This is a genomic window from Bacteroides difficilis, from assembly GCF_048319815.1.
GTDB classification, from domain to species: Bacteria; Bacteroidota; Bacteroidia; order Bacteroidales; family Bacteroidaceae; genus Bacteroides; species Bacteroides zhangwenhongii.
Map to the genome: position 1 here is coordinate 156,121 of NZ_CP182814.1, position 24,070 is coordinate 180,190.

Sequence of the window (24,070 nt, forward strand, 5' to 3'; positions counted from 1 at the left end):
TTATCTGTATAATGCCAATTAGTTCATTTAGCACTACACGAATAAAGTTAACAAATATAGATACTAAAAATATTTACTGCATTTAGAAATGATGAACTATGCAAAAGTAACCAATGCGTCAACAACCGCTTTTATAACATATATCAAATGCATATTCATTAGTTACTTCTGATTAGTTTTTATTTCAAATTGGTTCAAAAATGATTCATCTTCCAAAATTTCGAGAATTTGTAGTTGCATAAATGCCTATGGTAGTCCCTGTAAATCCACCGGCAGTGACCGTACTCAAAAGACTGGATTTTACTTTTCCAAGCACCATCCAAGAGTCTGGCCTACCAAATGCATAGCTGAAAGTATATTCTTCTGGTGTCTGAACTTCTACTTTCAAATAAACTTTCTGCTTTTTTTCTTTACGGGATAACAAACATTCATATTCGTCTTTCAACTCTTTTTTTTCCTTGCCGCTAAATGACTTTAGCTGAAGTACTTCTTCTCCTTTCTCATTCATCGTTTTTCCAAACTGGATATAACAATAATCATTCTGAAAACAAACCACACCTGCAAATTCCTGTTTGCTCTTCGGAGTATAAGCCAATGTTGTCTGTGCATAAAAGTTTTTACTGTTAATCCGTCTTCCGATAAAAGACGGATTACCGAACTGATCGATACATACATTTTTAGGCTTCAACCTCAACTGCCCGTTTTTCTCTATTGTAAAAAAATCCCCTACAGGGGTACGAATAAAAACAGCATCTTTCGACAACCCTTCCGAAGTCCACAATAAGGCCGGCGCATAAGGTTCATACCCTTTTATAGTGTTATCTTTTGATAATCTTCTCATCTCCGGTGTCATATCCACCACATAGGGAACTGTTGTTCCTTTCTCCAAAATCACAGGTTGGTCATCATTCCATTTTACCGGAAGCAGGAAGGTTTCACGTCCCGTATTCTCATGTCCATACCGAGCAGGACGAACAGCCAAGAAAACAGCAAACCATTCACCGTTTTCTGTTTCTACAAGATCTGCATGTCCGGCACAAGTTATCGGATCTATCCTATCGGAAGAAAGCCCCATTTGAGTCAAAATCGGATTAATCGCACAAGGTTTAAAAGGTCCCATGGGAGAATCAGAAGAAAGTATCACCTCCCGGTGATTAGGACCTGTGCCACCCTCCGCAGCCATCAGGTAATATTTTCCTTTTACTTTATAAAGATGAGGCCCTTCGATCCATGATGGTTGTTTACTGATATCCAATCCGCCGTCAATCAAAACTTTTGCTTCTCCGACAACGCGGTCATTCCTCCAGTCAAATTCACGAATCCAAATGGCACGATGCCCGCTATACAGCGGTTCATAAGCCGGAGCATCATTATTCAGAATATACGCTTTACCGTCTTCATCGAAAAATAAACTTGGATCGATACCTCCTACGGATGGGAGAGCTACCGGAGCACTCCAATTACATTTCTTAGGATCATCCGTTTTTACATAAGTAGTACTTCCATAACCTGTTCCTGTAGTAATCATATAAAATGTCCGATTATGAGGATTGTATTTTATATCTGGTGCATATACACCTCCTGACATCTTACAATCTTTCAACATCAATTGTGAAGGTCTGTTGAGAACATATCCCAGTTGCTTCCAATGAACCAAATCGGTACTGTGCCAAATAGGCACTCCCGGATAATAGCCAAAAGTAGAATTGACCAGATAGTAATCTTTCCCCACGCGACAAATGCTCGGATCCGGATAACAACCAGGAAGTATAGGATTTGAATACTGAAACATTCCTGGGTTTACCGAATTTTTACCGTGATAAAGAAACTCATCAAAAACCGGAGTGTTTTGGGCAGGTAATACCCCAAAATGCGATATCAATGCGAACAATAATACTTTACTCAAACTTCTCATAATATATAAAAGGATTATATTAATAAAAAAATTATTCTTTGCTCTGTTGCAACCTAAAAGTCTTTACTCTCAGTTCAATAGGTTGATAACTTAAAAGATATATGGCTGTAATAGGGCGTTTTCCATCTATTGAGACCACTGCATTTGTACCACCCTCGCCTATAGTTCCTAAACAAACACTCTCCTTCTCACCAGAATATAAAACATGTATTTCTATCTTCGAATTCACTGGTTCTATTTCCAATACAAGATACTGGTAAATGGATAATTCCTCATCATTTGCATTCTTCCAGCCATATTGTGAATAATTATAATTGAAGGTTATCGTTTGCGTATAGCTATTACCAGAAGTTCCCCAACCGTAGGTACGCGGGAAAAGGGGGATATCTTTCGTCGTTTCCACAGAAGGGACAGGGACTCCTGTTGCATAAACACCTATCATCGTTCCCATATATCCACCTGCAACTGAAGTACTCACTAGGTTCGAAGATATAGGTGCCCCCAATTGCCGCCATTCTTTACTGTTGCCAAATGTATAACTGAAAGCATATGCTGTTTGATCAACCGTTTTCACTTGTAAACAAAGCCGCCTATCAACTTCATCTTTAAGCAAATAATATTCCACTCTATTTACAAGTTTTGACTCCGTTTCATTACTTTTCCGACAATAGGATTCTAATAACAGTATCGATTCACCTGAATCCCGTTCTACTGTTTTTCCAAACAAAATATAACAATCATCATTTAGAAAGCAAACTACCCCTGCAAAATCTTCCTCACCTCGTGGTATAAATTTTACATCTGTTTCAATAGTAAAATTCGCACTATTCACACGCCTCCCAATAAAAGATGGCTGTTTCATTTCGTTTAATTTGACTTTACGTAAAGGCAACCTTAATCTACCGTTTTCCACTGTATAAAAATCCTTAAGTGGAGTACGAATAAACAGTGCATCATGCGTCAAAGAATTATCTTTCCATAATACACTGTGTTTATATGGGTCATAATATTCGACAACTTCTTGTTCTTGCATTTTTTTTTGTTCTAGTGTCATATCCACAACAAAAGGAACTTCTTTCCCTGTAGATAAAATGATTGGTTGTTCTTCATTCCAATCTACCGGAAGCATAAAAGTTTCCCGCCCAGTATTCTCATACCCCTCCCGTTGAGGACGCACAGCCAAAAAGACCGCCATCCAATCCCCAGATTCTGTTTGTACTAAATCTGCATGTCCAGCGCAAGTCACTTGGTTTTTACGATCAGATGGTAGATCTTTTTGAGTAAGAATCGGATTTATCGGACAAGGAACGAATGGTCCCCATGGAGAGTTAGAAGAAAAAATGACTTCCCGATGATGTGGACCTGTACCACCCTCTGCTGCCATAAGGTAGTACTTGTCACCAATATGATACAAATGTGGACCTTCAATCCAGCTTGGTTGCTGGTTGATATCTACTCCTCCGTCCACTATAACCCGAGCCTCTCCGATTACTTTATCATTCTTCCAATCAAATTCACGAATCCAAATGGCTTTGTGTGCTCCATATAAAGGCGCATATTCAGGGTTATCATTATTTACAATATACGCCTTACCATCTGTATCAAACAGAAAAGCAGGATCAATGCCACCAACCTCAGGCAGTTTTATCGGTTCACTCCAGTTGTTTTTTTTCGGATCATCTGTTTTCACATAAAAAGTTCCTCCACATCCCACACCACAAGTTATCACATAAAACTGTCGATTAAAAGGATTGTATTTAATATCTGGAGCATATATTCCACCAGATATTGGAGTATTTTGTAAAAGCAATTGAGTGGGACGATTCAGAACATGTCCCAACTGATTCCAATGTACCAAATCTGTACTATGCCATATAGGAATTCCCGGGAAATAAGCAAATGAAGAATTAACAATATAATAATCTCTACCCGCCCTACAAATACTCGGATCTGGATAGCTACCTGGTAATATAGGATTCAAGTATTGGCTTTCTGCATTATATTGACCGTTCCAATCATTTCCTGCTTGATACATAAATTTACCAAATTCCGCTATGCCCAAAGGTGGAAAATCATCATCAGATACCTCTCCATTATCATTTCCAATCTCATCTGTTATAGGCAAATTATCCGACAAAAGTTCATCAGATGATGAACAAGTTAAAAATAACAACCCTGATATTATCTCTGACACGACTAACAACCAAATTTTGTTTCTCATAATATAATTCTTTTTAATTGTATATCATATAAACTGCTGCAAATATACCAGCGGATATCTTGTGAAACGATATTATATATTTCATTTACATTCATAAATGTATCAACATGTAACATTAACAATATAAATTGTAACATACATTCCCAATAGACAACTTTCAAATAAGCAATAAGAAACATATATTAATTATCTGGCAAAGAAAACTAGTTATCTTTGCTCTAAAAAATTACAGTAATTATGAACAGGAACACTTTTTTGGTATTACTCTTATTAATTAGCAACCTTGTTTCAGGACAGGACCTGAAACTGTGGTATAGTCAACCTGCACAAAATTGGTCGGAAGCTCTCCCTATTGGTAACTCCCGTCTTGGAGCCATGATATATGGCGGAATCGAACGCGAAGAATTACAACTCAATGAAGAAACATTTTGGGCAGGCTCTCCTTATAACAATAATAACCCGAATGCAGTACATGTCCTCCCTATTGTGCGCAAACTGATATTTGAAGGAAAAAACAAGGAAGCACAAAGGCTCATTGATGCCAATTTTCTAACCCGGCAACACGGAATGAGCTATCTGACATTAGGTAGTCTTTACCTGGAATTTCCGGAACACCAAAACGCATCCGGCTTTTACCGCGATCTGAATCTGGAGAATGCAACGACAACTACCCGTTATCAAGCGGATGACGTCACTTATACCCGCACCACTTTTGCCTCATTTACTGACAATGTCATTATTATGCATATCAAAGCAAGTAAAGCAAACGCGCTGAACTTTACTATTACATATAACTGCCCTTTAGTACATAAGGTGAATGTTCAAAATAATAAGCTGACGGTCACCTGTCAAGGGAAAGAACAGGAAGGTTTGAAAGCCGCGCTACGGGCAGAATGTCAAATCCAGGTAAAAACGAATGGCACTCTCCGCCCGGCAGGAAATACTCTCCAAATTAATGAAGGAACAGAAGCCACCCTTTATATATCGGCAGCAACCAACTACGTAAACTACCAGGATGTCAGCGCCGATGAATCCCACCGGACCAGCGAATATCTGAAAAGAGCAATGCAAATACCTTACGAAAAAGCTCTCAAAAGCCATATCGCTTATTATAAAAAACAATTTGACCGTGTACGCCTTACATTACCGACAGGCAAAACTTCCCAACTGGAGACTCCCAAACGAATTGAAAACTTCGGAAATGGGGAAGATATGGCAATGGCAGCTCTACTTTTCCATTATGGACGTTATTTACTGATTTCTTCTTCGCAACCGGGTGGACAACCGGCTAATCTGCAAGGTATATGGAACAACAGTACTCATGCACCTTGGGATAGTAAATACACCATCAACATTAATACAGAAATGAACTATTGGCCGGCAGAAGTCACTAATTTAAGTGAAACACATAGTCCGCTATTCTCTATGTTGAAAGATTTATCCGTCACAGGAGCAGAAACAGCCCGAACTATGTATGATTGTAGGGGATGGATGGCGCATCATAATACTGATTTATGGCGAATTTGCGGAGTTGTAGACTTTGCTGCAGCCGGAATGTGGCCTAGCGGCGGTGCATGGTTAGCACAACATATCTGGCAACATTACCTCTTTACAGGAAATAAAGAGTTCCTGAAAGAGTATTATCCCATCCTGAAAGGAACAGCGCAGTTCTACATGGATTTCTTGGTAGAACATCCAGTGTATAAATGGTTGGTAGTGTCGCCTTCTGTGTCGCCAGAACACGGTCCCATCACGGCCGGTTGCACCATGGACAATCAGATTGCCTTTGATGCACTGCATAATACCTTATTGGCTTCATACATCGCAGGTGAAGCCCCCTCTTTCCAAGACTCCCTCAAACAAACACTAGAGAAGTTGCCACCTATGCAAATAGGAAAACATAACCAACTACAAGAATGGCTTGAAGATATTGACAATCCCAAAGACGAGCACCGTCATATTTCACATTTGTACGGGCTATATCCGAGTAATCAAATTTCTCCATACTCGAATCCCGAGTTATTCCAGGCAGCAAGAAACACATTGCTTCAACGCGGTGATAAGGCTACCGGTTGGAGTATCGGCTGGAAAGTCAATTTCTGGGCACGTATGCTGGATGGAAACCATGCCTTCCAAATCATCAAAAATATGATTCAACTATTGCCCAACGATAACCTGGCTAAAGAATATCCGAACGGGCGTACCTATCCCAATATGCTGGATGCCCATCCGCCTTTCCAGATTGACGGAAATTTCGGTTATACAGCCGGAGTAGCGGAGATGTTGCTTCAAAGTCACGATGGTGCTGTACATCTATTGCCCGCATTACCTGATGCATGGAAAGAAGGAAGCGTGAAAGGGCTGGTGGCACGTGGAAACTTTACTGTTGATATGGACTGGAAAAACAATATGTTAAATAAAGCGATCATTCGCTCCAATATAGGTGGTACACTCCGTATCCGGTCTTATGTTCCACTGAAAGGGAAAGACTTAAAGCAAGTAAACAGAGAATGTTCGAATCCATTATTCGCTAGCACTCCAATAAAAAAGCCTTTAATAGTTAAAGAGCTAAAGCCTCAGTCTCCTCAATTACAAAAAGTGTATGAATATGATATTGAAACAACGGTTGGCAAAATTTATGTTATAAATACGATTAAGAGAAAATTTATGTAAGAAAATTCTGTTTTCAAATATCGTAGATTCAACTTGAGAAATAACAAATATCAGCTTTTAATGATATGCGACTTCGGAGCATTAAATAGATATCAGTTTAACGGCGGATTACCGCCGTTAAACCATTTCGTTTTCGTTAAACGAAAACACAACTTGCTGTCCCCTCCACGGGGACAACGTTTTTAAGTAGAACTGTAGATTGCCCCGACTGGTGCCTCCCTCCCGATGGCAACCTCTTCCGATTTCGGTCTGCTTCTTCAGGAAAGTTGGCGTTTTTTACCAATATTCCGGAGGCGGAATAGGCTGTAGCTTCCTGTAATAGTAGAGCATTCTACAATTATCCGACACATCAGATGGCTTCTTTTTCGTGATAATTGAATATTCAGAGAACTGAATATTTTGATAATCGGATAATCCGAATACTATTATATCTGTAGTCTTTTGGAATGTTACACAGTGACAACTGAATAATTGGCGTTTTGGATATTGCTATATTTGTATAATGGATAAGCAATTATAAAAGGCTACAATTATAAAAGGCTGTTATTATACATTCCCCATCAGAGAGAAAGTTCCTTGAGCCTGCTGCCGTCCAGCCGGTGAACGGATACCGTACCGTCACAGTAAATAGCGAATGTTGGCATGTTCCCGTCCTTCGGGAAAGTGATGGAGCCGGTATTGCAGACCACTGTATGCTCAGTCCGTTCAAGTTTCCACCGGTGGGTGTGACCATAAAAAAGACAATCGAACCTTCCCTTCGGCAGTCTGTCCTCATTGTAGATATGTCCGTGGGTGAGAAAGAAACGTTTTCCATTATCCACCAACAGGGTGTAATCGGACAGGATGGGAAAGTCCAGCAGCATCTGGTCCACCTCCGAATCACAGTTTCCACGGATGGCAACAATCTCACCGGCCATCGCATTGAGACGTTCTGCGATCCCTTTCGGGTCAAGTCCTTGAGGTATCCCGTTCCGGGGACCATAATTCAGGATATCTCCCAAAATACAAAGCATTCCGCATTGTTGCTCCCGATAAAATGCCAGCACTTGTTCCAGTGCCGGTAACGAGCCATGTATGTCGGACACAATCAGGTATTTCATCATAATCTATTCGTTATAGGTTAAGTTTTCGCAACACAAAAATAAGCATAATTATCTAATCTCCCTAACCGGGGAAACGATGAGAAAAAAAGACAGGTTCCCTGAACTGTAGATTGCTGTATTGCTGTCCTTGTAGATTGCTGCAATGTTATAATCGGATACATAAAATAAGGGTATTTAGCCTTAGCTAAACTAAGCTAACAGTCTGACAATAAGGCTTCTAATACTATGATATGTGGGTTTATTATGCTACCTTAGTGGTATAATAATAAAGGATAAAAAGCTATGAACGAACAAGTTAGAAATATCTTAGAACAGAGTACCACCAAGACGAGCAAGATTGAGCAGCTGCTCCGTCTGGGCCTGACGCGCAGGGAAATTGCCGATTTGGTGACACGCGGCAACTATGGTTTTGTATATAATGTTGAGAAGAAAATGCTTGAAAGAGAAGGTGGAGTCTTGCTGAACAGGGCAGCAACCACCCTGATGGATTACACCTTCACCCACAAGTTCGGTATTGAGATTGAAGCCTATAACTGTAATATGGAAAGACTGGCACGCGAATTGAGGGAGGCCGGTATCCATGTTGCCGTTGAGGGTTATAACCACACGACCAGGGATCATTGGAAGCTGGTGACGGACAGCAGCCTGCAGGGAAATAATACTTTCGAGCTGGTCAGCCCGATACTGGTGGGTGAGAATGGCCTGAAAGAGCTGGAAACGGTATGCTGGGTGCTTGACATCTGTAATGCAAAAGTGAATGACAGTTGCGGGTTCCATGTCCATATGGATGCGGCTGGTTTCAATCTGGACACCTGGAAGAATCTGGCTTTGACCTACAAGCATCTCGAACACCTGATTGATGCCTTTATGCCAAGGACACGCCGGAACAATACCTACTGCAAAACCCTCTCCGGTGTTTCCGACGAGAGAATCAAATCGGTAAGGACGATAGACGGCCTGCGGGAGGTCTTTAATAATGACCGGTACCACAAGGTCAATTTTGAGGCTTATTCCAGGCACCGGACCGTTGAGTTCCGCCAGCATTCCGGTACGACTAATTTCACAAAGATGGAGAATTGGATCCGGTTCTTGAACGGATTGATTACCTTTGCGAAAAGCTCCAGCCTTCCCAGCCGGATGACACTGGAGGGGTTACCCTTCTTGGACGGGAAACAGAAATTATTTTTTAAACTTAGAACTAAAAAGTTAGCGGTATGATACAGACTTATCATTTGCTGGATGGCGGTCAGATAACCGCCGCCAGCCCGGAAGAGTTCGTCCGGCTGCTCCGTGAGGGGAGCCGGTTCGACTATGATTGCACGGATCAGGAGTATATGGAGAACTTTGCCCGGCGTTACGGGGAGCTGCATGGTGTGTCAGTTGCCACCGATACCCCTGAACATTTCCTGACGGACTTGCAAGCCGCCGGTTACGTCCGGTAACCGGTATCGCTCCTTTATTATTAGTCCCTGCTTCAAAGATGAGGCAGGGATTTTTCTTTTTTCATTGCAACCTTTCCTGTCTGCCTGACGGCATTTCCTCCTGTCAATTCCTGACTATCCATGACTATCCGTGACAGGGTATTTCATCTTTTCCCGGCATTCCTTTCTTTTGCAATGTAGAACGATATACAATTATAAGCATTACAGTTTTACAGCATTATATTTTTATCTGATTATATAAAGAAAGCGTATGAAAAAAGAACCGTTATTAATTGCCTTTGCCAGCCAGAAAGGAGGAGTCGGAAAGTCTGCCTTCACAGTTCTGGTGGCCAGTATCCTTCACTACCAGAAAGGTCTGAAGGTGGGTGTCGTGGATTGCGACTCCCCCCAGCACAGCATCTCCCGGATGCGTGACCGGGACATAGAAAGCGTGCAGGAAAGTGATTTTCTCAAAGTGGCCCTCTACCGGCAGCATGAACAAATCCGGAAACGTTCCTATCCGGTAATCAAAAGCAATCCGGAGAAAGCTATAGAAGACCTGTACCGCTACATCGAAGAGCTGGATGCCGTCTTTGATGTCGTACTGTTCGACCTTCCGGGAACCCTCCGCAGCGAAGGGGTTGTCCATACCATTTCCGCAATAGATTACATTTTCATCCCCCTAAAGGCAGATAATGTCGTCATGCAGAGTTCCCTCCAGTTTGCCGAGGTGGTGGAGGAAGAACTGATTGCCAGGCACAACTGTAACCTGAAAGGCATCTATCTTTTCTGGAACATGGTCGACAAGCGTGAACGGACAGAAAGCTACGAGTCCTGGAACCGCGTCATACAAAAAGCGGAGTTACGCCTGCTGGAGTCACGAATACCGGATACCAAACGCTATAACAAGGAGCTGAGCTCCCTGAAGAACAGTATCTTCCGTTCCACACTGTTCCCTCCCGACAACCGCCAGATAAAAGGTTCGGGCCTCTGTGAACTGATAGATGAGTTATGTGCCGTAACACATCTGGATACCACCCATACCTTATAATAAGGGGAATTATGGACAGCGGAAAAAAGAGATTTGACCCCCGGAGCATTGACGAGAAGGCCATATTGGATATTGTCGCCAGGAAAGGGACGATACGACCGGACTCCCCTGCAACGAGTGCATCCCCGAAGCCGGAGGATACGGTAGAGGAGATTGCCGGGAGTAGCGAAGCTCCGGTCTTTACCACCGGGGAAATCGACGCTTACAGGGCGTCCTTCCTGAATACGGTCAGAACCAAATCCCGTAAATCATTGCATATCGATGCCGGCCTGCATCGCCGCATCTCGTCCCTGGTATGGGCGGTAGGACGTGGCGAAGTGACCGTAGCCGGTTTTGTAAACCAGGTGCTGGCACATCATTTCGAAGAGAACGGCGGATTGATAAATGCCGTGCTGGAGAAGTATTACCAATCACTAAAATCATAAGGACATGGAATACCTTTTTATTATCCTGTTCATCTATGCCTCTTACCTGAGTATTGAAAAGTATGTGCATACAGGCAGCATTTTCACATGGAGAGGCAGAAAGGACAGGAAGGAACGTCGGGCTACGCCTGTCGCCATCCATCCGGCAGCTTCCTCATCCGAGACGGAAATAATAGGCAAAAGCCGATACCAAATACGACAATCACTGACAATAGATGACAATAGCGGACAGCCTGAATCAGGCATGGAAAAGAGTGATACCTTTACTCCCGAAAAGAAAACAGAGCCGGTTCTCCGAGTGCGCGACCCCCTTGATAAGAATACGAAATTCCCGGAAGTCCCGGTTCCTTTTCAAAAACTGAATTATCCTGAAATTGATTATATGCGGGAGGCCTCTCCTTCTTCCGGTGAAGAAAAAGAGGAGATTCCCGAACGCTATGAGATTACAGGATACGTACAGCGGAGCAATCCCCACCGGGCAACCGGTGTCACCTTTGACGATATGGATATGATTGAGAAAGCAATGGCATCGGACGAACTTACGGAAGCGGAACAGGAACAGGCCCGGCAGACTTTCCAAAAGCTGGAAGGCACGAACATGGAAAGGGTACTGCAGGCGAGCGTCCTGGGAAGCAGCGATAGACTGAAACGCTATATGCGCTTGTATGTGGACCGGGGCGAGCCCCATTTATTGACAGGAAAGAATAGGGACGACATTCTCCGGGAATTTGATATTAGGGAGCATGTGCCCGAATAAATAGAACAAGTAAGGAATATGAGACAGTATTATGATTCCGGTTGATCCGGGCAGGACAAGTTCTTGAAACGTAGTGTATAACCTGTTAGAAAAGAAGATACAGAGATATGAGAGGCTTCTATGATTCCGGTTGATCCTTTCCCTTTACCGGAGCGAACATTAAAAGAGTGATTAACCCCTTAAAAACGGAAGTACCTATGATTGGTTACTATGACTCAGGTTGATTCTAAAAAGACATCGTGGTTGCAAGAGACAAATCCGCAGGAGGGCAACTTCCTGCGGATTGTTTGAAACAAGATTTTATTCACACTAAAAAATTAGATTGCATATGAAAAGACATTTTAAAAAGACGGTTGCGCTTATCGCATGAATAGCTGTTTCCACCCTAGGTGCCTATGCCGAAGGGGACGGAAGTGCCGGTATAACAAAGGCTACATCCATGCTTACCGGTTATTTTGACCCCGCCACCAAGTTGATATATGCGGCAGGGGCTATTGTAGGGCTGATAGGTGCCATTAAGGTATATTCGAAGTTCAGCAGCGGCGACCCCGACACAGGTAAAACTGCCGGGAGCTGGTTTGGAGCCTGCGTCTTCCTCATCGTCGCGGCGACAGTCCTTCGTTCCTTCTTCCTGTAATATAGCAGGCTATGGAATACAATATCAACAAGGGAATCGGACGCAACGTGGAATTCAACGGCTTGCAGGCACAATACCTGTACTTCTTTGTCGGGGGCTTGCTGGCCATTTTCCTGCTGTTCGTCATCTTCTATATGATAGGTATTGACCGGTGGTTCTGTATCGGTTTCGGTGTCCTCTCCGCTTTCTCTCTGATCTTCGGGGTGTTCCACCTGAACAAGAAGTATGGTCCCAACGGCCTGATGAAGCTGGCCGCAGTCAAGTACCACCCGTCCTATATCATCAATCGCAAACGTATATCTTCCTTATTTAAAAAACGCATTCATGAGAAATATATTAAAAGCCGCAACGCTGGAAAGTAAGTTTCCGATCCTGTCCGTGGAGGAAGGGTGCATCCTCTCCAAGGACGCGGACGTGACCATCGGCTTCAAGGTCTTTCTGCCGGAGCTGTTCACGGTCACTTCCGCAGATTATGTATCCATGCACGGCACATGAACAAAGGCAGTCAAGGTACTGCCGAACTATACGATAGTACACCGCCAAGACTGGTTCCTGAAAGAGAATTACAGAGCCGACACGCATAAAGACGGGATGAGCTTTCTGGATCGTTCTTTCGAGCTGCATTTCAATGAACGGCCTTATTTAAATCATTTCTCTTACCTGTTCATCACCAAGACAACCAAAGAACGGAGTCGCAAAGAGAGCAACTTCTCCATCCTCTGCCGGGGGAATATCATTCCGAAGGAAGTCCGGGACAAGGATGCGGTCAGCCGCTTTCTGGAGAGTGTCGACCAGTTCGAGCGCATCCTGAATGACTCGGCCTTTATCCGTCTGGAACGGTTGAGCACCGATGAGATTGTCGGTACACCACAGCAGGCCGGATTGATCGAGAAATATTTTTCTCTTTCACAACAGGACACGACCACACTGAAGGATATACAAATGAGCGCATCTGAGATGCGCATCGGGGATGATATCCTCTGTGTGCATACGCTTTCAGATGTGGATGATCTTCCCGATTCCGTCCAGACGGATACCCGTTATGAGAAATACTCCACCGACCGCAGCGACTGCCGTTTGAGTTTTGCCGCTCCTGTGGGGCTGATGCTCTCCTGTGACCATATCTATAACCAGTTCCTGTTCATTGATGATTCGGCAGAAATCCTGCAACGCTTTGAGAAGACGGCACGTAACATGCACTCGCTTTCCAAGTACAGCCGTGCCAATCAGCTCAACAAGCAGTGGATTGACGCGTATCTGGACGAGGCGCATTCTTTCGGGCTGACCGCCATTCGTTGCCATTGCAATGTCATGGCTTGGTCGGATAGCCGGGAAAAGCTCAAGGTGATAAAGAACGATACCGGTTCCGCCCTGGCCCTGATGGGATGCAAGCCCCGTTACAATACCATTGACGCGCCTGCCTTGTATTGGGCAGGTATTCCCGGTGGTGAGGGGGATTTTCCTTCCGAGGAGTCCTTTTTTACTTTCATCGAACAGGGAGTCTGCTTCTTTACGGAAGAGACGAACTATGCGGATTCCCTGTCGCCTTTCGGTATCAAAATGGCAGACCGGACAAATGGGAAGCCCCTGCACCTGGATATTTCGGACGAGCCGATGCGCCGTGGTATTATCACGAACCGTAACAAGCTGGTCATCGGGCCATCCGGTTCAGGCAAGTCATTTTTCATGAACCATCTTGTGAGACAGTATTGGGAACAGAATACCCACATTATATTGATTGACATCGGTAACAGTTACAAAGGATTATGTGACCTGATTCACCAGCGCACAAACGGTGAGGACGGCATATATTATACGTATAGTGAAAAACATCCGATAGCTTTTAATCCATTTTTCACCGAAGACAAGGTCTTTGACTTGGAAAAGAAAGAGTCCATTAAAACGCTGATCATGTCGCTCTGGAAAAGGGATACGGAAGTGATTACCCGTGCCGAGGAAGTGGCCCTTTCAATGGCAGTTAACCTGTTCCTTGAAAAGATAAAGGAGGACAATGAACTGGTTCCTTCTTTTAATACTTTCTACGAGTTCGTACAGGGAGAGTTCCGTGGAATACTGGAGGAGAAGCATTACCGCGAGAAGGATTTCGATCTCACTAACTTTCTGAATGTATTGGCTCCTTATTATCGTGGTGGAGAGTACGATTATCTGCTGAACTCCGATGAGCAGCTCGACCTGTTGAACAAGCGTTTTGTGGTATTTGAAATTGACGAAATTAAGGAGCACAAAATCCTTTTCCCGGTCGTGACCGTCATCATCATGGAGGCGTTTATTAACAAAATGAGACGTTTGCATGGGGTTCGGAAGATGATAGTTGTGGAAGAAGCTTGGAAGGCTATCGCACGGGAAGGCATGGCCGATTATATAAAGTTTTTGTACAAAACGGTTAGAAAGTACTTCGGTGAGGCTGTGGTTGTCACTCAAGAGTTGGATGATATCGTGTCAAGTCCCATTATCAAGGACACCATCATCAACAATGCCGATTGCAAGATTCTATTGGATCAACGGAAGTATATCAACAAGTTTGACTCCGTACAGTCCCTGCTCGGACTGACCGACAAAGAAAAAGGACAAATCCTGTCTATCAATCAGGCTAACGATCCGGCAAGGAAGTATAAGGAAGTTTGGATTGGTCTGGGTGGTGTCCAGTCTGCTGTCTATGCAACAGAGACCTCTGTCGAGGAGTATCTCACCTATACCACAGAAGAAACCGAAAAGTTGGAAGTCACACAAATGACCGAGAAGCTGGGCGGTAATATGGAGCAGGCGATCCGCGTGCTGGCTAAAGAGAAGAAAAAGAAAAAATAAACGATTAAAATCAAGAAGCAATGAAAAAGAGAATTTTAAGCATGTTGTTTGTCCTGTCGCCCTTTATGGTACCGGCAAGCGTGCAGGCACAATGGGTGGTCAGCGATCCGGGCAACCTCGTCCAGGGTATCGTGAACAGTGTCAATGAAATGGTGGAAACATCTGAAACGGCTCAAAATGCACTTTCCACATGGAAAGAGACCTCAAAGATTTTCGAACAGGGGCGTGAGTATTATGATAAACTGCGTAAGGTGAATGACTTGATCAGCGGCAGTGAGAAAGTAAAAGAGTCCGTCCTGATGCTCAGTGACATTTCTGAAATTTATGTAAACAATTTCGGCAAGATGCTGCCCGACAAGAATTTCAGCCAGCGGGAACTGAATGCGATAGCTGCCGGTTATAACACCATCATGAAGAAGAGCAGCCGCAGCATTGCAGAGCTGAAGAATATCATCAACCCCACCGGCATGTCCATGAACGACAAGGAACGCATCGACCTGGTGAACCGGGTATACAGGGAAATGACACATTACAAGGAATTGGCCAACTACTACACCCGCAAGAACCTGCATGTATCCTACCTGCGTGCCAAGGAGAAGAACGAGCAGCAACAGGTATTCGACCTGTACGGCAAGGATGAGCGTTATTGGTAGTCTACAATTTTAAAAGAATCAATTATGGTATTATTATCCATTTCATTTGAAAATATGCACCAGATTCTTCGGAATCTCTATGATACGATGACCAAACTCTGCCACCCGATGATGGACATGGCGATGGCACTCGCTGCATTAGGGGCTTTGTTCTATATCGCTTACCGTGTCTGGCAGTCTCTCTCCCGTGCGGAGCCCATCGATGTCTTTTCGATGTTACGGCCTTTTGTCCTGGGCATGTGTATCCTTTTCTTTGACGTGATGGTGCTGGGAACTCTCAACGGTATCTTTAGCCCCATCGTTCAGGGAACCGGAATGCTGCTCCGTGACCAGACCTTCGACTTGCAGAAGTACCAGCAGGAGAAGGACAAGCTCCGTGCGGACATGATGGCTAAGACGATGATGACCGGACGTGTCTTTGCTTCCAATGAGGAGCTGGATGCGGAACTGGATAATATGGGCTGGAGTGAGGAGGAACATACGGCCTTGCAGACCATGTATGAGGTTTCGTATGCCTTCTCCCTGCAAGGTATTGTCCAGATGGTCATGCGCAAATTGCTGGAGATTCTCTTCCAATCCGCCTCGCTGGTCATCGACACGATCCGTACCTTCTTTTTGATAGTCTTGAGCCTTTTGGGGCCGATAGCCTTTGCCCTGAGTGTTTTTGACGGGCTGCAGAACACGCTCATCCAATGGCTGGCACGCTATATCAGTGTCTATCTCTGGCTGCCGGTATCAGACCTGTTCGGGGCGATGCTTGCCAAGATACAGACGCTCATCCTGCAGGAAGAGATGAACCTGATGGCCGATCCGATGAGTATCATCGACGTAGACGGTTCCTCGGCCATCTATCTGATATTCATGGTTATCGGTATTATCGGATATTTTTGTGTGCCGACTGTTTCGAACTGGATTGTCCAGGCGGGAGGTATGAGTTCCTATAACCGGAATGTCAACAATACGGCATCCAAGGTGACCAATGTAGCCGGTGCTGCGGCGGGTGCTTCAACGGGAAATGTCGGTGCCGTATTATTGAAAAAGTAGAAATTGAAAAAATCATAGTAGTATGGAATTTAAAAGTTTAAAAAACATCGAATCCTCGTTCAGGCAGATCCGTCTGTTCACGTTGGTCTTTCTGGGCATTTGCGCCTCGCTGACTACGTATGCCATTTGAAGGTCCTATCTCTTTGCCAACCAGCAACGGGAGAAGGTATATGTATTGGATCAGGGCAAGTCACTCATAGTGGCGTTATCCCAGGATGCGGCATTGAACCGTCCGGTGGAGGCCCGCGAGCATGTGCGCCGCATGCATGAACTGTTTTTCACGCTGGCTCCCGATAAGGCCGCTATCGAATCCAATATCAACCGGGCCATGTATCTGGCGGACAAGAGTCTTTATAGTTATTACCGGGATTGGAACGAGAAAGGCTATTATAATCGTCTGATCAGCGGTAATATTAACCAGACTGTTCTGGTGGACAGCATACAGTGTGACTTCGATAACTATCCGTACCGGATCACCACCTTTGCCCGGCAGATGATTATCCGAAACAGCAATATCACCGAGCGTTCCCTGGTCACCCGTTGCTTCCTGCAGAGTACGGTCAGGTCGGATAACAATCCGCAAGGCTTCATGGCGGAACGCTTTGAGATCCTGGAAAACAGGGATATAAGGACCATTGAACGCTAATATAATAAGGTAATGAAAAGCAGGAAGATAAAGACAGAGATCAGCGAAAAGCTGAAGAACGTTTGCGAGGAGCTGTCCGAAAAAGAGCGTAAGGGAGTGCTTGTGGGCATGCTGGTTATCAGTACCGTTCTATGTGCTATCACCGTAACACGCACTTTCGGGCGTTTTCTCTCCCACGGCACACAAAAGGAGTTGCCGTTTGTCCATCCGGCGGACTCCATCCACCGGGCGGATAAAGACAGTATAATGTATCACCCTAAAACCAACGAGTAATGGAAGATAAAGATTTGGAAAAGCCCGAAGCGGCAGAAGAAACGGCGGTACAGCCGGAAAACGGCAGGGCCTTGAAGGAAGAACCGGAAAAAGAGAAGAAGGTGCTCACACCGGAAGAGATGGAAAAAAGAAGGAAGTTCATTGTGATTCCGGCCTTTGTGCTGGTCTTCCTGGGAGTCATGTACTGAATATTTGCCCCCACCGGCAAGGAAAACGGGACGGAAACTCCCGGAAATTCAGGATTCAATGTGAACGTGCCGGAGCCTACCACGGCCAAACTGGTGGATAAGAAAACCGCCGCCTATGAGAAGCAGCAGGCGGAAGTGGAGGAAGAAAGCCGGATGAAGTCGCTGGAGCAGCTTGCCGGGACATTGATGAATAATGGAAAATCATCCGATACCGGTGAAAAAGAAAAGGACGGAGACCGGTTGCAACAGTCCGTTAATACCTACGAGCAAATCTCCGGGCAGTTGGATGATTTCTATGAAACTCCCAAAGAGACGGCAAGCGGCGATCTGGAAAGAAAAGTGGACGAACTGAATAAAAAACTGGAAGAGGCGGAAAAGGAAAAGAGCAAGGCGGCTACCCGTGAAGAACTGATGGAGCGTTCCTACAGGATGGCGGCAAAGTATCTGAACCCTGACAAGGATACGGTTCAGGAGAAAGCTGTCGGAGAAGAACCCACGGAAGTTGTTCCGGTTCAGCGGGCGGAATATCAGACGACCTCCGGCCTTTCACAACCTGTTACGGATTCCGCTTATATTGCTTCGCTCGCCGTCGAGAGGAATTACGGTTTTAATACTGCTGTCGGGAGCAGCTACCAAATGGGGACGAATACCATCGCCGCCTGCATTTCGGAGAACCAGACCACCCAGCAGGGAGGCAGGGTAAGACTCCGGTTGCTGCAACCTCTACAAGCCGGAAGTATTACTGTTCCGGAGAACAGTCTGGTAACGGGTGCGGCGGTCATACAGGGAGAGCGTCTGGATATCCTGATCAGCAGCATCGAGTATGCCGGGAATATCATCCCCGTGCAGTTGGCGGCTTACGATATAGACGGGCAGAAAGGTATTTTCGTTCCCGGATCGGAAACCCGTAATGCGGCAAAGGATGCGGCTGGGACGGTCAGCGAGAGCATGGGAAACAGCGTATCATTCGCACGTTCTGCCGGACAGCAGGTGGTCATGGACCTGACGCGCGGAGTCATGCAGGGCGGCACGCGGTTGATTGCCGGGCGGGTCCGTGCGGTCAAGGTGACGCTGAAAGCCGGATATAAGGTGCTGCTGGTCACAAAGAAACAATAACGGATTATTCACTTTAATAAAAAAGATAAGACCATGAAAATAGTAATAGCATTATTGATGGCTGTACTGGCCTCGGTATCCGGTTTCGCACAGGAAGAAACACTGGCAAATCCCGTCAGGATTCTGACGGCGGGCCAGCATATCACTCCTTATAAGATAGAGGTCACTTTCGGGAAGACGGTGCATATCCTCTTTCCCACTGAAGTTCGCTACGTGGATCTGGGAAGCAATAATATCATCGCAGGCAAGGCTGACGGAGTTGAGAATGTGGTGCGTGTCAAAGCGGCGGTAAAGGAGTTTACAGGCGAGACGAACTTCTCCGTGATTACGGGAGACGGTTCTTTCTTTTCTTTCAATGTGGTTTATAAGGAGGAGCCTTCCACGCTGAATATCAATATGGACCAGTGGATGAACCCGGACAGGGTAGAAAAGAAAGGAGGCAGTTCCATCCGTGTCACGGAACTGGGCGAGGAAGATCCGACGGTCATTGCCAGCGTGATGTACACCATCCACCGGCTGGACCGCAGGGACGTGAAGCATATCGGGTGCAGGCAGTTCGGTATGCAGGCTCTTTTAAAGGGCATTTATGTGCATAAGGACCTGATCTTCTTCCATGTTTCCCTGACGAACAACTCCAATGTGCCTTTCGATGTGGATTTCGTGCGGTTTAAAGTGGTAGATAAGAAGATTGCCAAAAGGACGGCCCGGCAGGAAACTTATATTGAACCGGTACGCACGCTCAATGCCTTGACGCGCATTGAGGGAAAGAGCACGGGACGGATTGTGTATGCCTTTCCAAAGATTGTCATTCCTGACGACAAGTTACTGGAAGTGGAAATTTACGAGAAAGGGGGAGGCCGTCACCAGCGGTTCTATATTGAGAACAGTGACCTGGTGGATGCGCGTATTGTGAATGAATTAATCGGTGAGTAATCATGAAAAGAGTTTTATTTATTTTGTTATGCATTTGTCTGCCCTTTGCGGCAGGCAAATGCTTTGCCCAGCGTTACCTGCCGGGGCAGAAAGGTATTCAGCTTACGTTAGGCGGTGTAGACGACTTCGGTTCGAATGTGAAGCACCTGCATGGTAACTTCCAGATCGGACTGGCTCTGAGCCGGTACAACCGGAACCATTCCCGCTGGCTGTTCGGGGCAGATTTTGTGAAAAAGCACTATTCCTATAAGAACATTGCAATCCCCAAAGCGCAGTTTACCGGGGAGGTTGGTTATTTCGTGCCGTTCTTCTCGGACCGTGGCAGGAACGTGTTCTTCTCTGCCGGTCTTTCCGCTCTGGCGGGTTATGAGGCGACCAACTGGAACCGTAGGCTGCTCTATGACGGGGCGACTTTAAAGAATGACGGATGCTTCATTTATGGTGTTGCCCCGGCTTTCGAGATGGAGGCCTTCCTTTCCGACAGGCTGGTTTTTCTTTTCAATGTCCGAGAGAGGATATTCTTCGGATCATCCGTGGGGAATTTCCACACAGTGGTAGCTGTCGGCGTCAAGTACATTTTCAATTAACAGTAATAGTATGGAACAAGGTAATTGGAACGTGGACCAGATGCTTCACTGGCTGGATATCAAAATAGACCGGGAAGAACGGGACATACGTGAACAAAGCAAGAAGATGAATGAGAATTTTCTGCACTTTTTCGAATGGGATGCGGAGAGTCTGTATAAATCCCACTATATGTCCGGGTGTTATAAGAAACTCCGACAGACGGTGGACGAGGCAAGGGACATGGATACAGTTCGGAAGATTGTTAAGGACAACGCCGCTTACTGTGAAAGCAAACTGTTGAACGGCCAGGTGGATTATAGGAGTTCCAGCCGGACAACAAGTGTGGCCCATTTCCTGAAGTTGGAATGTATGCAACAGTTGGTAAGGGATTACCGGGAATTCGCGAATATCCTTGCGCAAACGCCTCCCAAAGAGAACCTGCAACAGACGGCAACTAAAACAGCGAAGAAAGAAGAACCGCCTGAAAGAAAGGTAAAAACGGGCATCAGGCGTTAGCCGTTACCGGATTCAAGTAGATTATTCATTTAGTAATACGTAAAATCATGAAGATAAAATTAATAATTAGTAGCATCATGCTCACAATGCTTTGCCTGTTGAGTAGTTGTGATGATAAATTGGAAGTGCAGCAGGCTTACGATTTCTCGTTAACGTCCTGGTATCTCCAGAAAACCATTTCCCCGGATGAGACCGTGGAGATTCGTCTGACACTTAATCGTAGCGGAAACTATGAGGGAACCGGTTATCAAATCGGTTATATACAGATGGAGGGTAGCGGCGAGGTGTACGACAAGAAGAAGGTCTATCTGGTGAACCGGGAGATGCAACCGTTGGATTCGATAGCGGAGTTGGACAGCAGCGACCCCTGCCGCCAGGTATTCACACTCTTCTATCATAATCGAAGCAGTAAGAATGCGGAGATTAAACTCGTGGTAACGGATAATTTCCATCAGGAAAGGGAATTGGATATCTCCTTTCAGAGTGAAACTGAAACGGATACGGAACTATAAATCAGACAACGATGGATAAAAGTGATTTAAGAATCGAACAGTTGCAGCAATATCTTGACAAGAAGAAAGGTGTTGTAGAAAGCAATATAAAAAAGTATAGCGCGCAACTGGCAAGCAACTATCTTCATTTCTTTGACTGGCATGCCGATGACTTGTATAAGGCCTGTTATATGGATAAACATTATAAGGCTATTCAAGAGGCGATTGATACCGCTGAAACGCCGAAGGACATTGAAGGCTATTTGAAGCGTTGTACCCTGTATGTAGAAGAAGATCTCCTGAACGGTCCGCTTGTCAGGAAAAGTACCAGCCCGATGTCGAATATGGCCCATTCCCTGGAGATGGAATGTAAACAGGAGTTACTGAAGAACCTCCGGTATTTAAACAGGCTTCTTCAGAGTGAGACTGTAAGTGAAAGAATAAGGCCGCAAGAAGCACCCCGACAAGAAATTGTGCCTGTGAAAGAAAAGAAGAAAACGGGACCACGGTTGAGATAGTATCAATTGAAAGCAATAAAAAAGCTACTGAACTTTTGTTTCAGTAGCTTTTTTATTTATCCCGGTCTTATATTCTGGCTATACCAGATAAGCCTCAAAAAGATAATGTATGAATAACCGACCCTTTTCCGTCCAAACGGTCAACATGGCCGTGCCGGTTTCTCCTGTGCGGCTTTCCCATACATGGGTCCGGGTTGCCGTATAGCCTTGATTCTGATAAGGAGCTTTGAGCAGCCATTGACCGGATTGACGGAACTGGATGCCTGCCCATCGAAGCCGTTTGTTCAGCATACCGGCAGTCATTCCCAATTCTTTCGCTATCTGTGTGGTCGTGTAGGTGCTTTGGGATTGGAGGACTTTGTCATAATACTGAACTTTTGGGGCCTGTAGCTTGAGTTTCAGGATAGCATAGTTGTTCTCCTTCTCCAATGCTGAAATACGGCTGTCACGCTCTTTTATACGGTTCTGTGCGAGCAATACGGCACGCGCAAGCAGTTCATTATCCGTTTCGCCGTTCTTCTTAAGAAGATAGCCACCGTTCTTTAGTGTTTCGGGAACCAGTTCATCAAATATCCAGCTTTCGAATTTCTCGGCGGAAGGCAGCTTGCTACCGGCAATCAGCCGGTATACGTTCCCTTCACTGATGTACTTGATTTTCTGGACGGCACTGCGTGTGGGGGTGTCGTAAACCACGACGTCCATTGGTTTACAGTGTCTTACGACGGCATCTCGCGGATTAGAGTAGCCAAGTGCGGCGGCAACATCCGAGGCGCAGAACCATATTTTCCCGTCAATTTCCAGTGTCCGGATGCGTCCGAACTCAGGATGTTCAAATATTGATACTTTATTCATGACTGTTTAATTTATAGGTTTCTTCTATTGCTTTAAATATCTCGTAGACTACCTGGGGGACGATAGCGTTCCCGTATCCTTTAATGGATGCCTGTCTTCACCGAGAAAAGGAGATACCGTCCAGTCGGGGGGGAAGCCCATCATCTCGGCTACAAACAGGGGATTCAGCTGGAAACTCTTTCCAGTCCGGGCGAAGAAATCGGGCAGGCTGTTCTTTTCCGGTATCCGACATCTCTTCTCCAGACTCTCCAGGCTTGCCGCGCCCTTCCAGTCCCTCGCTGTCGGAGTGGGCAGAAGCTCCGCCATCCTCCCAAGCCCTACACTCCAGACATGGCCTTTCTGATTGATCTTTCTCACCTTTCCTTTCGGTGTCACTATGATCTTGTCGTTTTTCCCCATTACCGCACCCACACCGGCATCGCTGGCTACCGGGGTGGGCAGCAGCATCCCGTAAAAGTCCAGAAAGTCGCTCAATCCGTTGGGTTTCTTCTCCCCATTGAGCTGGCTGTACAGGGATGGAGCATGGGCCTGTTTCCATTTGTGAACCCTTTCCGGATGGTGTATCTCCGTAGCCAATGGAGTGGGAAGGAGTATTTCATGGATCATCTCCGGCAATCCCTGCTGGCGGCTGTTCGGTCCCCTGCGCTTGTAATCCTGGGCTGTCACGGTGGGCAATAAACCATATCCGGTCCCGGCGGTGGGGAGCTCCGACGGCACAAGCCGGTATAAGTACCGGCTGGATGGAATATCCTTCACGTTCAAGATCATGGCAAATGGTTTCAACAACATATTGCTGCCGTCTTTTAAATACAGGCTCACTCTCTCCGAATAGAGTGGACTGACTTCCCACTTCAGTCTCCTGGCCGGGCTGTACCATCGTGAGGATGCCAGCAACGTTCTCACCAATGACCCAATCGGGCCTGATCTCATGTATGGCCCTGAGCATATGAGGCCAGAGGTAACGGTTATCATCCGCTCCTTTTCTTTGGCCTGCGACAGAGAATGGTTGACAAGGAAAACCTCCTGTAAGGACATTGATTTTTCCTCTCCATTCTCTGAAATCTGTCGTTGTGACATCTGTATAACTTTTTGCATCTTTAAACCAGTAATTTAAAATGGTATTACAAAAATCGTCTATCTCACAATGGAAGGCATTCTGCCATCCCATTCATTCGGCAGCCAGGTCTGGGGCGCCGAATCCACTAAACAGAGAAGCGTGTACCAGACGCTTCCGCTGTTTCTTG

Annotated in this window: 25 protein-coding genes and 2 pseudogenes; 21 read left to right on the forward strand and 6 right to left on the reverse strand. The window is 45.5% G+C overall.

Annotated features, from left to right (window positions below):
- Window positions 1–205: 205 nt before the first annotated feature.
- Both ACNOGP_RS00640 and ACNOGP_RS00645 read right to left on the reverse strand, forming a co-directional pair.
- Window positions 206–1,915 (reverse strand): glycoside hydrolase family 43 protein, encoded by a 1,710-nt coding sequence (locus tag ACNOGP_RS00640; RefSeq protein WP_418213821.1) that lies wholly within the window; start codon window positions 1,913–1,915, stop codon window positions 206–208.
- A gap of 31 nt (window positions 1,916–1,946) precedes the next feature.
- The gene (locus tag ACNOGP_RS00645; protein WP_418213822.1) at window positions 1,947–4,136 is read right to left on the reverse strand and encodes a glycoside hydrolase family 43 protein; all 2,190 of its coding nucleotides are present in this window, start codon (window positions 4,134–4,136) and stop codon (window positions 1,947–1,949) included.
- Window positions 4,137–4,373: 237 nt separating this feature from the next.
- Between ACNOGP_RS00645 and ACNOGP_RS00650 the strand changes: the two genes are divergently transcribed.
- Window positions 4,374–6,809 (forward strand): glycosyl hydrolase family 95 catalytic domain-containing protein, encoded by a 2,436-nt coding sequence (locus tag ACNOGP_RS00650; RefSeq protein ID WP_418213823.1) that lies wholly within the window; start codon window positions 4,374–4,376, stop codon window positions 6,807–6,809.
- A 560-nt stretch (window positions 6,810–7,369) separates the two neighbouring features.
- On the opposite strand, the gene yfcE is transcribed toward ACNOGP_RS00650, so the two are convergent.
- Entirely contained in the window at window positions 7,370–7,909 is a 540-nt protein-coding gene (gene yfcE, locus ACNOGP_RS00655) for a phosphodiesterase (RefSeq protein ID WP_418214793.1), read from the reverse strand.
- Window positions 7,910–8,194: 285 nt separating this feature from the next.
- Between yfcE and ACNOGP_RS00660 the strand changes: the two genes are divergently transcribed.
- The 20 genes and pseudogenes from ACNOGP_RS00660 to ACNOGP_RS00755 all read left to right on the forward strand — a co-directional run bounded on the left by ACNOGP_RS00660 (window position 8,195) and on the right by ACNOGP_RS00755 (window position 21,974).
- Entirely contained in the window at window positions 8,195–9,130 is a 936-nt protein-coding gene (locus ACNOGP_RS00660) for an amidoligase family protein (RefSeq protein WP_154031136.1), read from the forward strand.
- On the forward strand, window positions 9,127–9,354 hold the full coding sequence (locus ACNOGP_RS00665) for a hypothetical protein (protein ID WP_004309901.1): 228 nt from the start codon (window positions 9,127–9,129) through the stop codon (window positions 9,352–9,354). The genes ACNOGP_RS00660 and ACNOGP_RS00665 overlap by 4 nt, the downstream gene beginning before the upstream one ends.
- 250 nt (window positions 9,355–9,604) lie before the next feature.
- Window positions 9,605–10,384: a ParA family protein gene (locus tag ACNOGP_RS00670; RefSeq protein ID WP_418213824.1), complete on the forward strand. Its 780-nt coding sequence runs from the start codon at window positions 9,605–9,607 to the stop codon at window positions 10,382–10,384.
- 11 nt (window positions 10,385–10,395) lie between these two features.
- Window positions 10,396–10,809 carry a DUF3408 domain-containing protein gene (locus ACNOGP_RS00675; protein WP_008643638.1) on the forward strand — a complete coding sequence of 138 codons (414 nt, stop codon included), beginning with the start codon at window positions 10,396–10,398 and terminating at the stop codon, window positions 10,807–10,809.
- 4 nt (window positions 10,810–10,813) lie between these two features.
- Entirely contained in the window at window positions 10,814–11,566 is a 753-nt protein-coding gene (locus ACNOGP_RS00680) for a hypothetical protein (protein WP_418213825.1), read from the forward strand.
- Between the two features lie 370 nt (window positions 11,567–11,936).
- Window positions 11,937–12,203, forward strand: a complete 267-nt coding sequence (locus tag ACNOGP_RS00685; protein ID WP_085931613.1) for a DUF4134 domain-containing protein — start codon at window positions 11,937–11,939, stop codon at window positions 12,201–12,203.
- An 11-nt stretch (window positions 12,204–12,214) separates the two neighbouring features.
- On the forward strand, window positions 12,215–12,565 hold the full coding sequence (locus ACNOGP_RS00690) for a DUF4133 domain-containing protein (RefSeq protein ID WP_004309896.1): 351 nt from the start codon (window positions 12,215–12,217) through the stop codon (window positions 12,563–12,565).
- Complete coding sequence (locus ACNOGP_RS00695) at window positions 12,528–12,698, forward strand: DUF3875 domain-containing protein (protein WP_005680104.1); 171 nt, start codon at window positions 12,528–12,530, stop codon at window positions 12,696–12,698. Before ACNOGP_RS00690 ends, ACNOGP_RS00695 begins: the two co-directional genes overlap by 38 nt.
- A gap of 15 nt (window positions 12,699–12,713) precedes the next feature.
- Window positions 12,714–15,029: pseudogene (locus ACNOGP_RS00700) on the forward strand (TraG family conjugative transposon ATPase); the annotation flags it as partial.
- Between the two features lie 20 nt (window positions 15,030–15,049).
- Window positions 15,050–15,682: a DUF4141 domain-containing protein gene (locus tag ACNOGP_RS00705; RefSeq protein WP_418213826.1), complete on the forward strand. Its 633-nt coding sequence runs from the start codon at window positions 15,050–15,052 to the stop codon at window positions 15,680–15,682.
- A 24-nt stretch (window positions 15,683–15,706) separates the two neighbouring features.
- The gene (traJ, locus tag ACNOGP_RS00710) at window positions 15,707–16,726 is read left to right on the forward strand and encodes a conjugative transposon protein TraJ (protein WP_418213827.1); all 1,020 of its coding nucleotides are present in this window, start codon (window positions 15,707–15,709) and stop codon (window positions 16,724–16,726) included.
- A 22-nt stretch (window positions 16,727–16,748) separates the two neighbouring features.
- A pseudogene (gene traK / locus ACNOGP_RS00715) lies at window positions 16,749–17,372 on the forward strand (conjugative transposon protein TraK).
- Window positions 17,373–17,384: 12 nt separating this feature from the next.
- Complete coding sequence (locus ACNOGP_RS00720) at window positions 17,385–17,645, forward strand: hypothetical protein (RefSeq protein WP_195643111.1); 261 nt, start codon at window positions 17,385–17,387, stop codon at window positions 17,643–17,645.
- Window positions 17,645–17,833 carry a hypothetical protein gene (locus ACNOGP_RS00725; RefSeq protein ID WP_004308045.1) on the forward strand — a complete coding sequence of 63 codons (189 nt, stop codon included), beginning with the start codon at window positions 17,645–17,647 and terminating at the stop codon, window positions 17,831–17,833. The genes ACNOGP_RS00720 and ACNOGP_RS00725 overlap by 1 nt, the downstream gene beginning before the upstream one ends.
- A complete protein-coding gene (gene traM / locus ACNOGP_RS00730; protein ID WP_195643127.1) occupies window positions 17,834–18,949 on the forward strand; it encodes a conjugative transposon protein TraM in 1,116 nt (371 codons plus the stop codon). It abuts the gene before it with no gap.
- Between the two features lie 33 nt (window positions 18,950–18,982).
- Window positions 18,983–19,882 (forward strand): conjugative transposon protein TraN, encoded by a 900-nt coding sequence (gene traN / locus ACNOGP_RS00735; RefSeq protein WP_418213828.1) that lies wholly within the window; start codon window positions 18,983–18,985, stop codon window positions 19,880–19,882.
- A 2-nt stretch (window positions 19,883–19,884) separates the two neighbouring features.
- Window positions 19,885–20,469, forward strand: coding sequence for a conjugal transfer protein TraO (locus ACNOGP_RS00740; RefSeq protein ID WP_418213829.1), 585 nt, complete (start codon window positions 19,885–19,887; stop codon window positions 20,467–20,469).
- Between the two features lie 10 nt (window positions 20,470–20,479).
- Entirely contained in the window at window positions 20,480–20,965 is a 486-nt protein-coding gene (locus ACNOGP_RS00745; RefSeq protein ID WP_418213830.1) for a hypothetical protein, read from the forward strand.
- A gap of 47 nt (window positions 20,966–21,012) precedes the next feature.
- A complete protein-coding gene (locus tag ACNOGP_RS00750) occupies window positions 21,013–21,477 on the forward strand; it encodes a TraQ conjugal transfer family protein (protein WP_195643115.1) in 465 nt (154 codons plus the stop codon).
- Window positions 21,478–21,488: 11 nt separating this feature from the next.
- Window positions 21,489–21,974 carry a hypothetical protein gene (locus tag ACNOGP_RS00755; protein ID WP_418213831.1) on the forward strand — a complete coding sequence of 162 codons (486 nt, stop codon included), beginning with the start codon at window positions 21,489–21,491 and terminating at the stop codon, window positions 21,972–21,974.
- A 78-nt stretch (window positions 21,975–22,052) separates the two neighbouring features.
- Here ACNOGP_RS00755 and ACNOGP_RS00760 read toward each other — a convergent pair whose 3' ends face one another.
- The 3 genes from ACNOGP_RS00760 to ACNOGP_RS00770 all read right to left on the reverse strand — a co-directional run bounded on the left by ACNOGP_RS00760 (window position 22,053) and on the right by ACNOGP_RS00770 (window position 23,994).
- Window positions 22,053–22,826: a phage antirepressor KilAC domain-containing protein gene (locus tag ACNOGP_RS00760; RefSeq protein ID WP_418213832.1), complete on the reverse strand. Its 774-nt coding sequence runs from the start codon at window positions 22,824–22,826 to the stop codon at window positions 22,053–22,055.
- Between the two features lie 97 nt (window positions 22,827–22,923).
- Window positions 22,924–23,364: a hypothetical protein gene (locus tag ACNOGP_RS00765; protein WP_418213833.1), complete on the reverse strand. Its 441-nt coding sequence runs from the start codon at window positions 23,362–23,364 to the stop codon at window positions 22,924–22,926.
- A 57-nt stretch (window positions 23,365–23,421) separates the two neighbouring features.
- The gene (locus ACNOGP_RS00770; RefSeq protein WP_418213834.1) at window positions 23,422–23,994 is read right to left on the reverse strand and encodes a DNA cytosine methyltransferase; all 573 of its coding nucleotides are present in this window, start codon (window positions 23,992–23,994) and stop codon (window positions 23,422–23,424) included.
- Window positions 23,995–24,070: the final 76 nt, after the last annotated feature.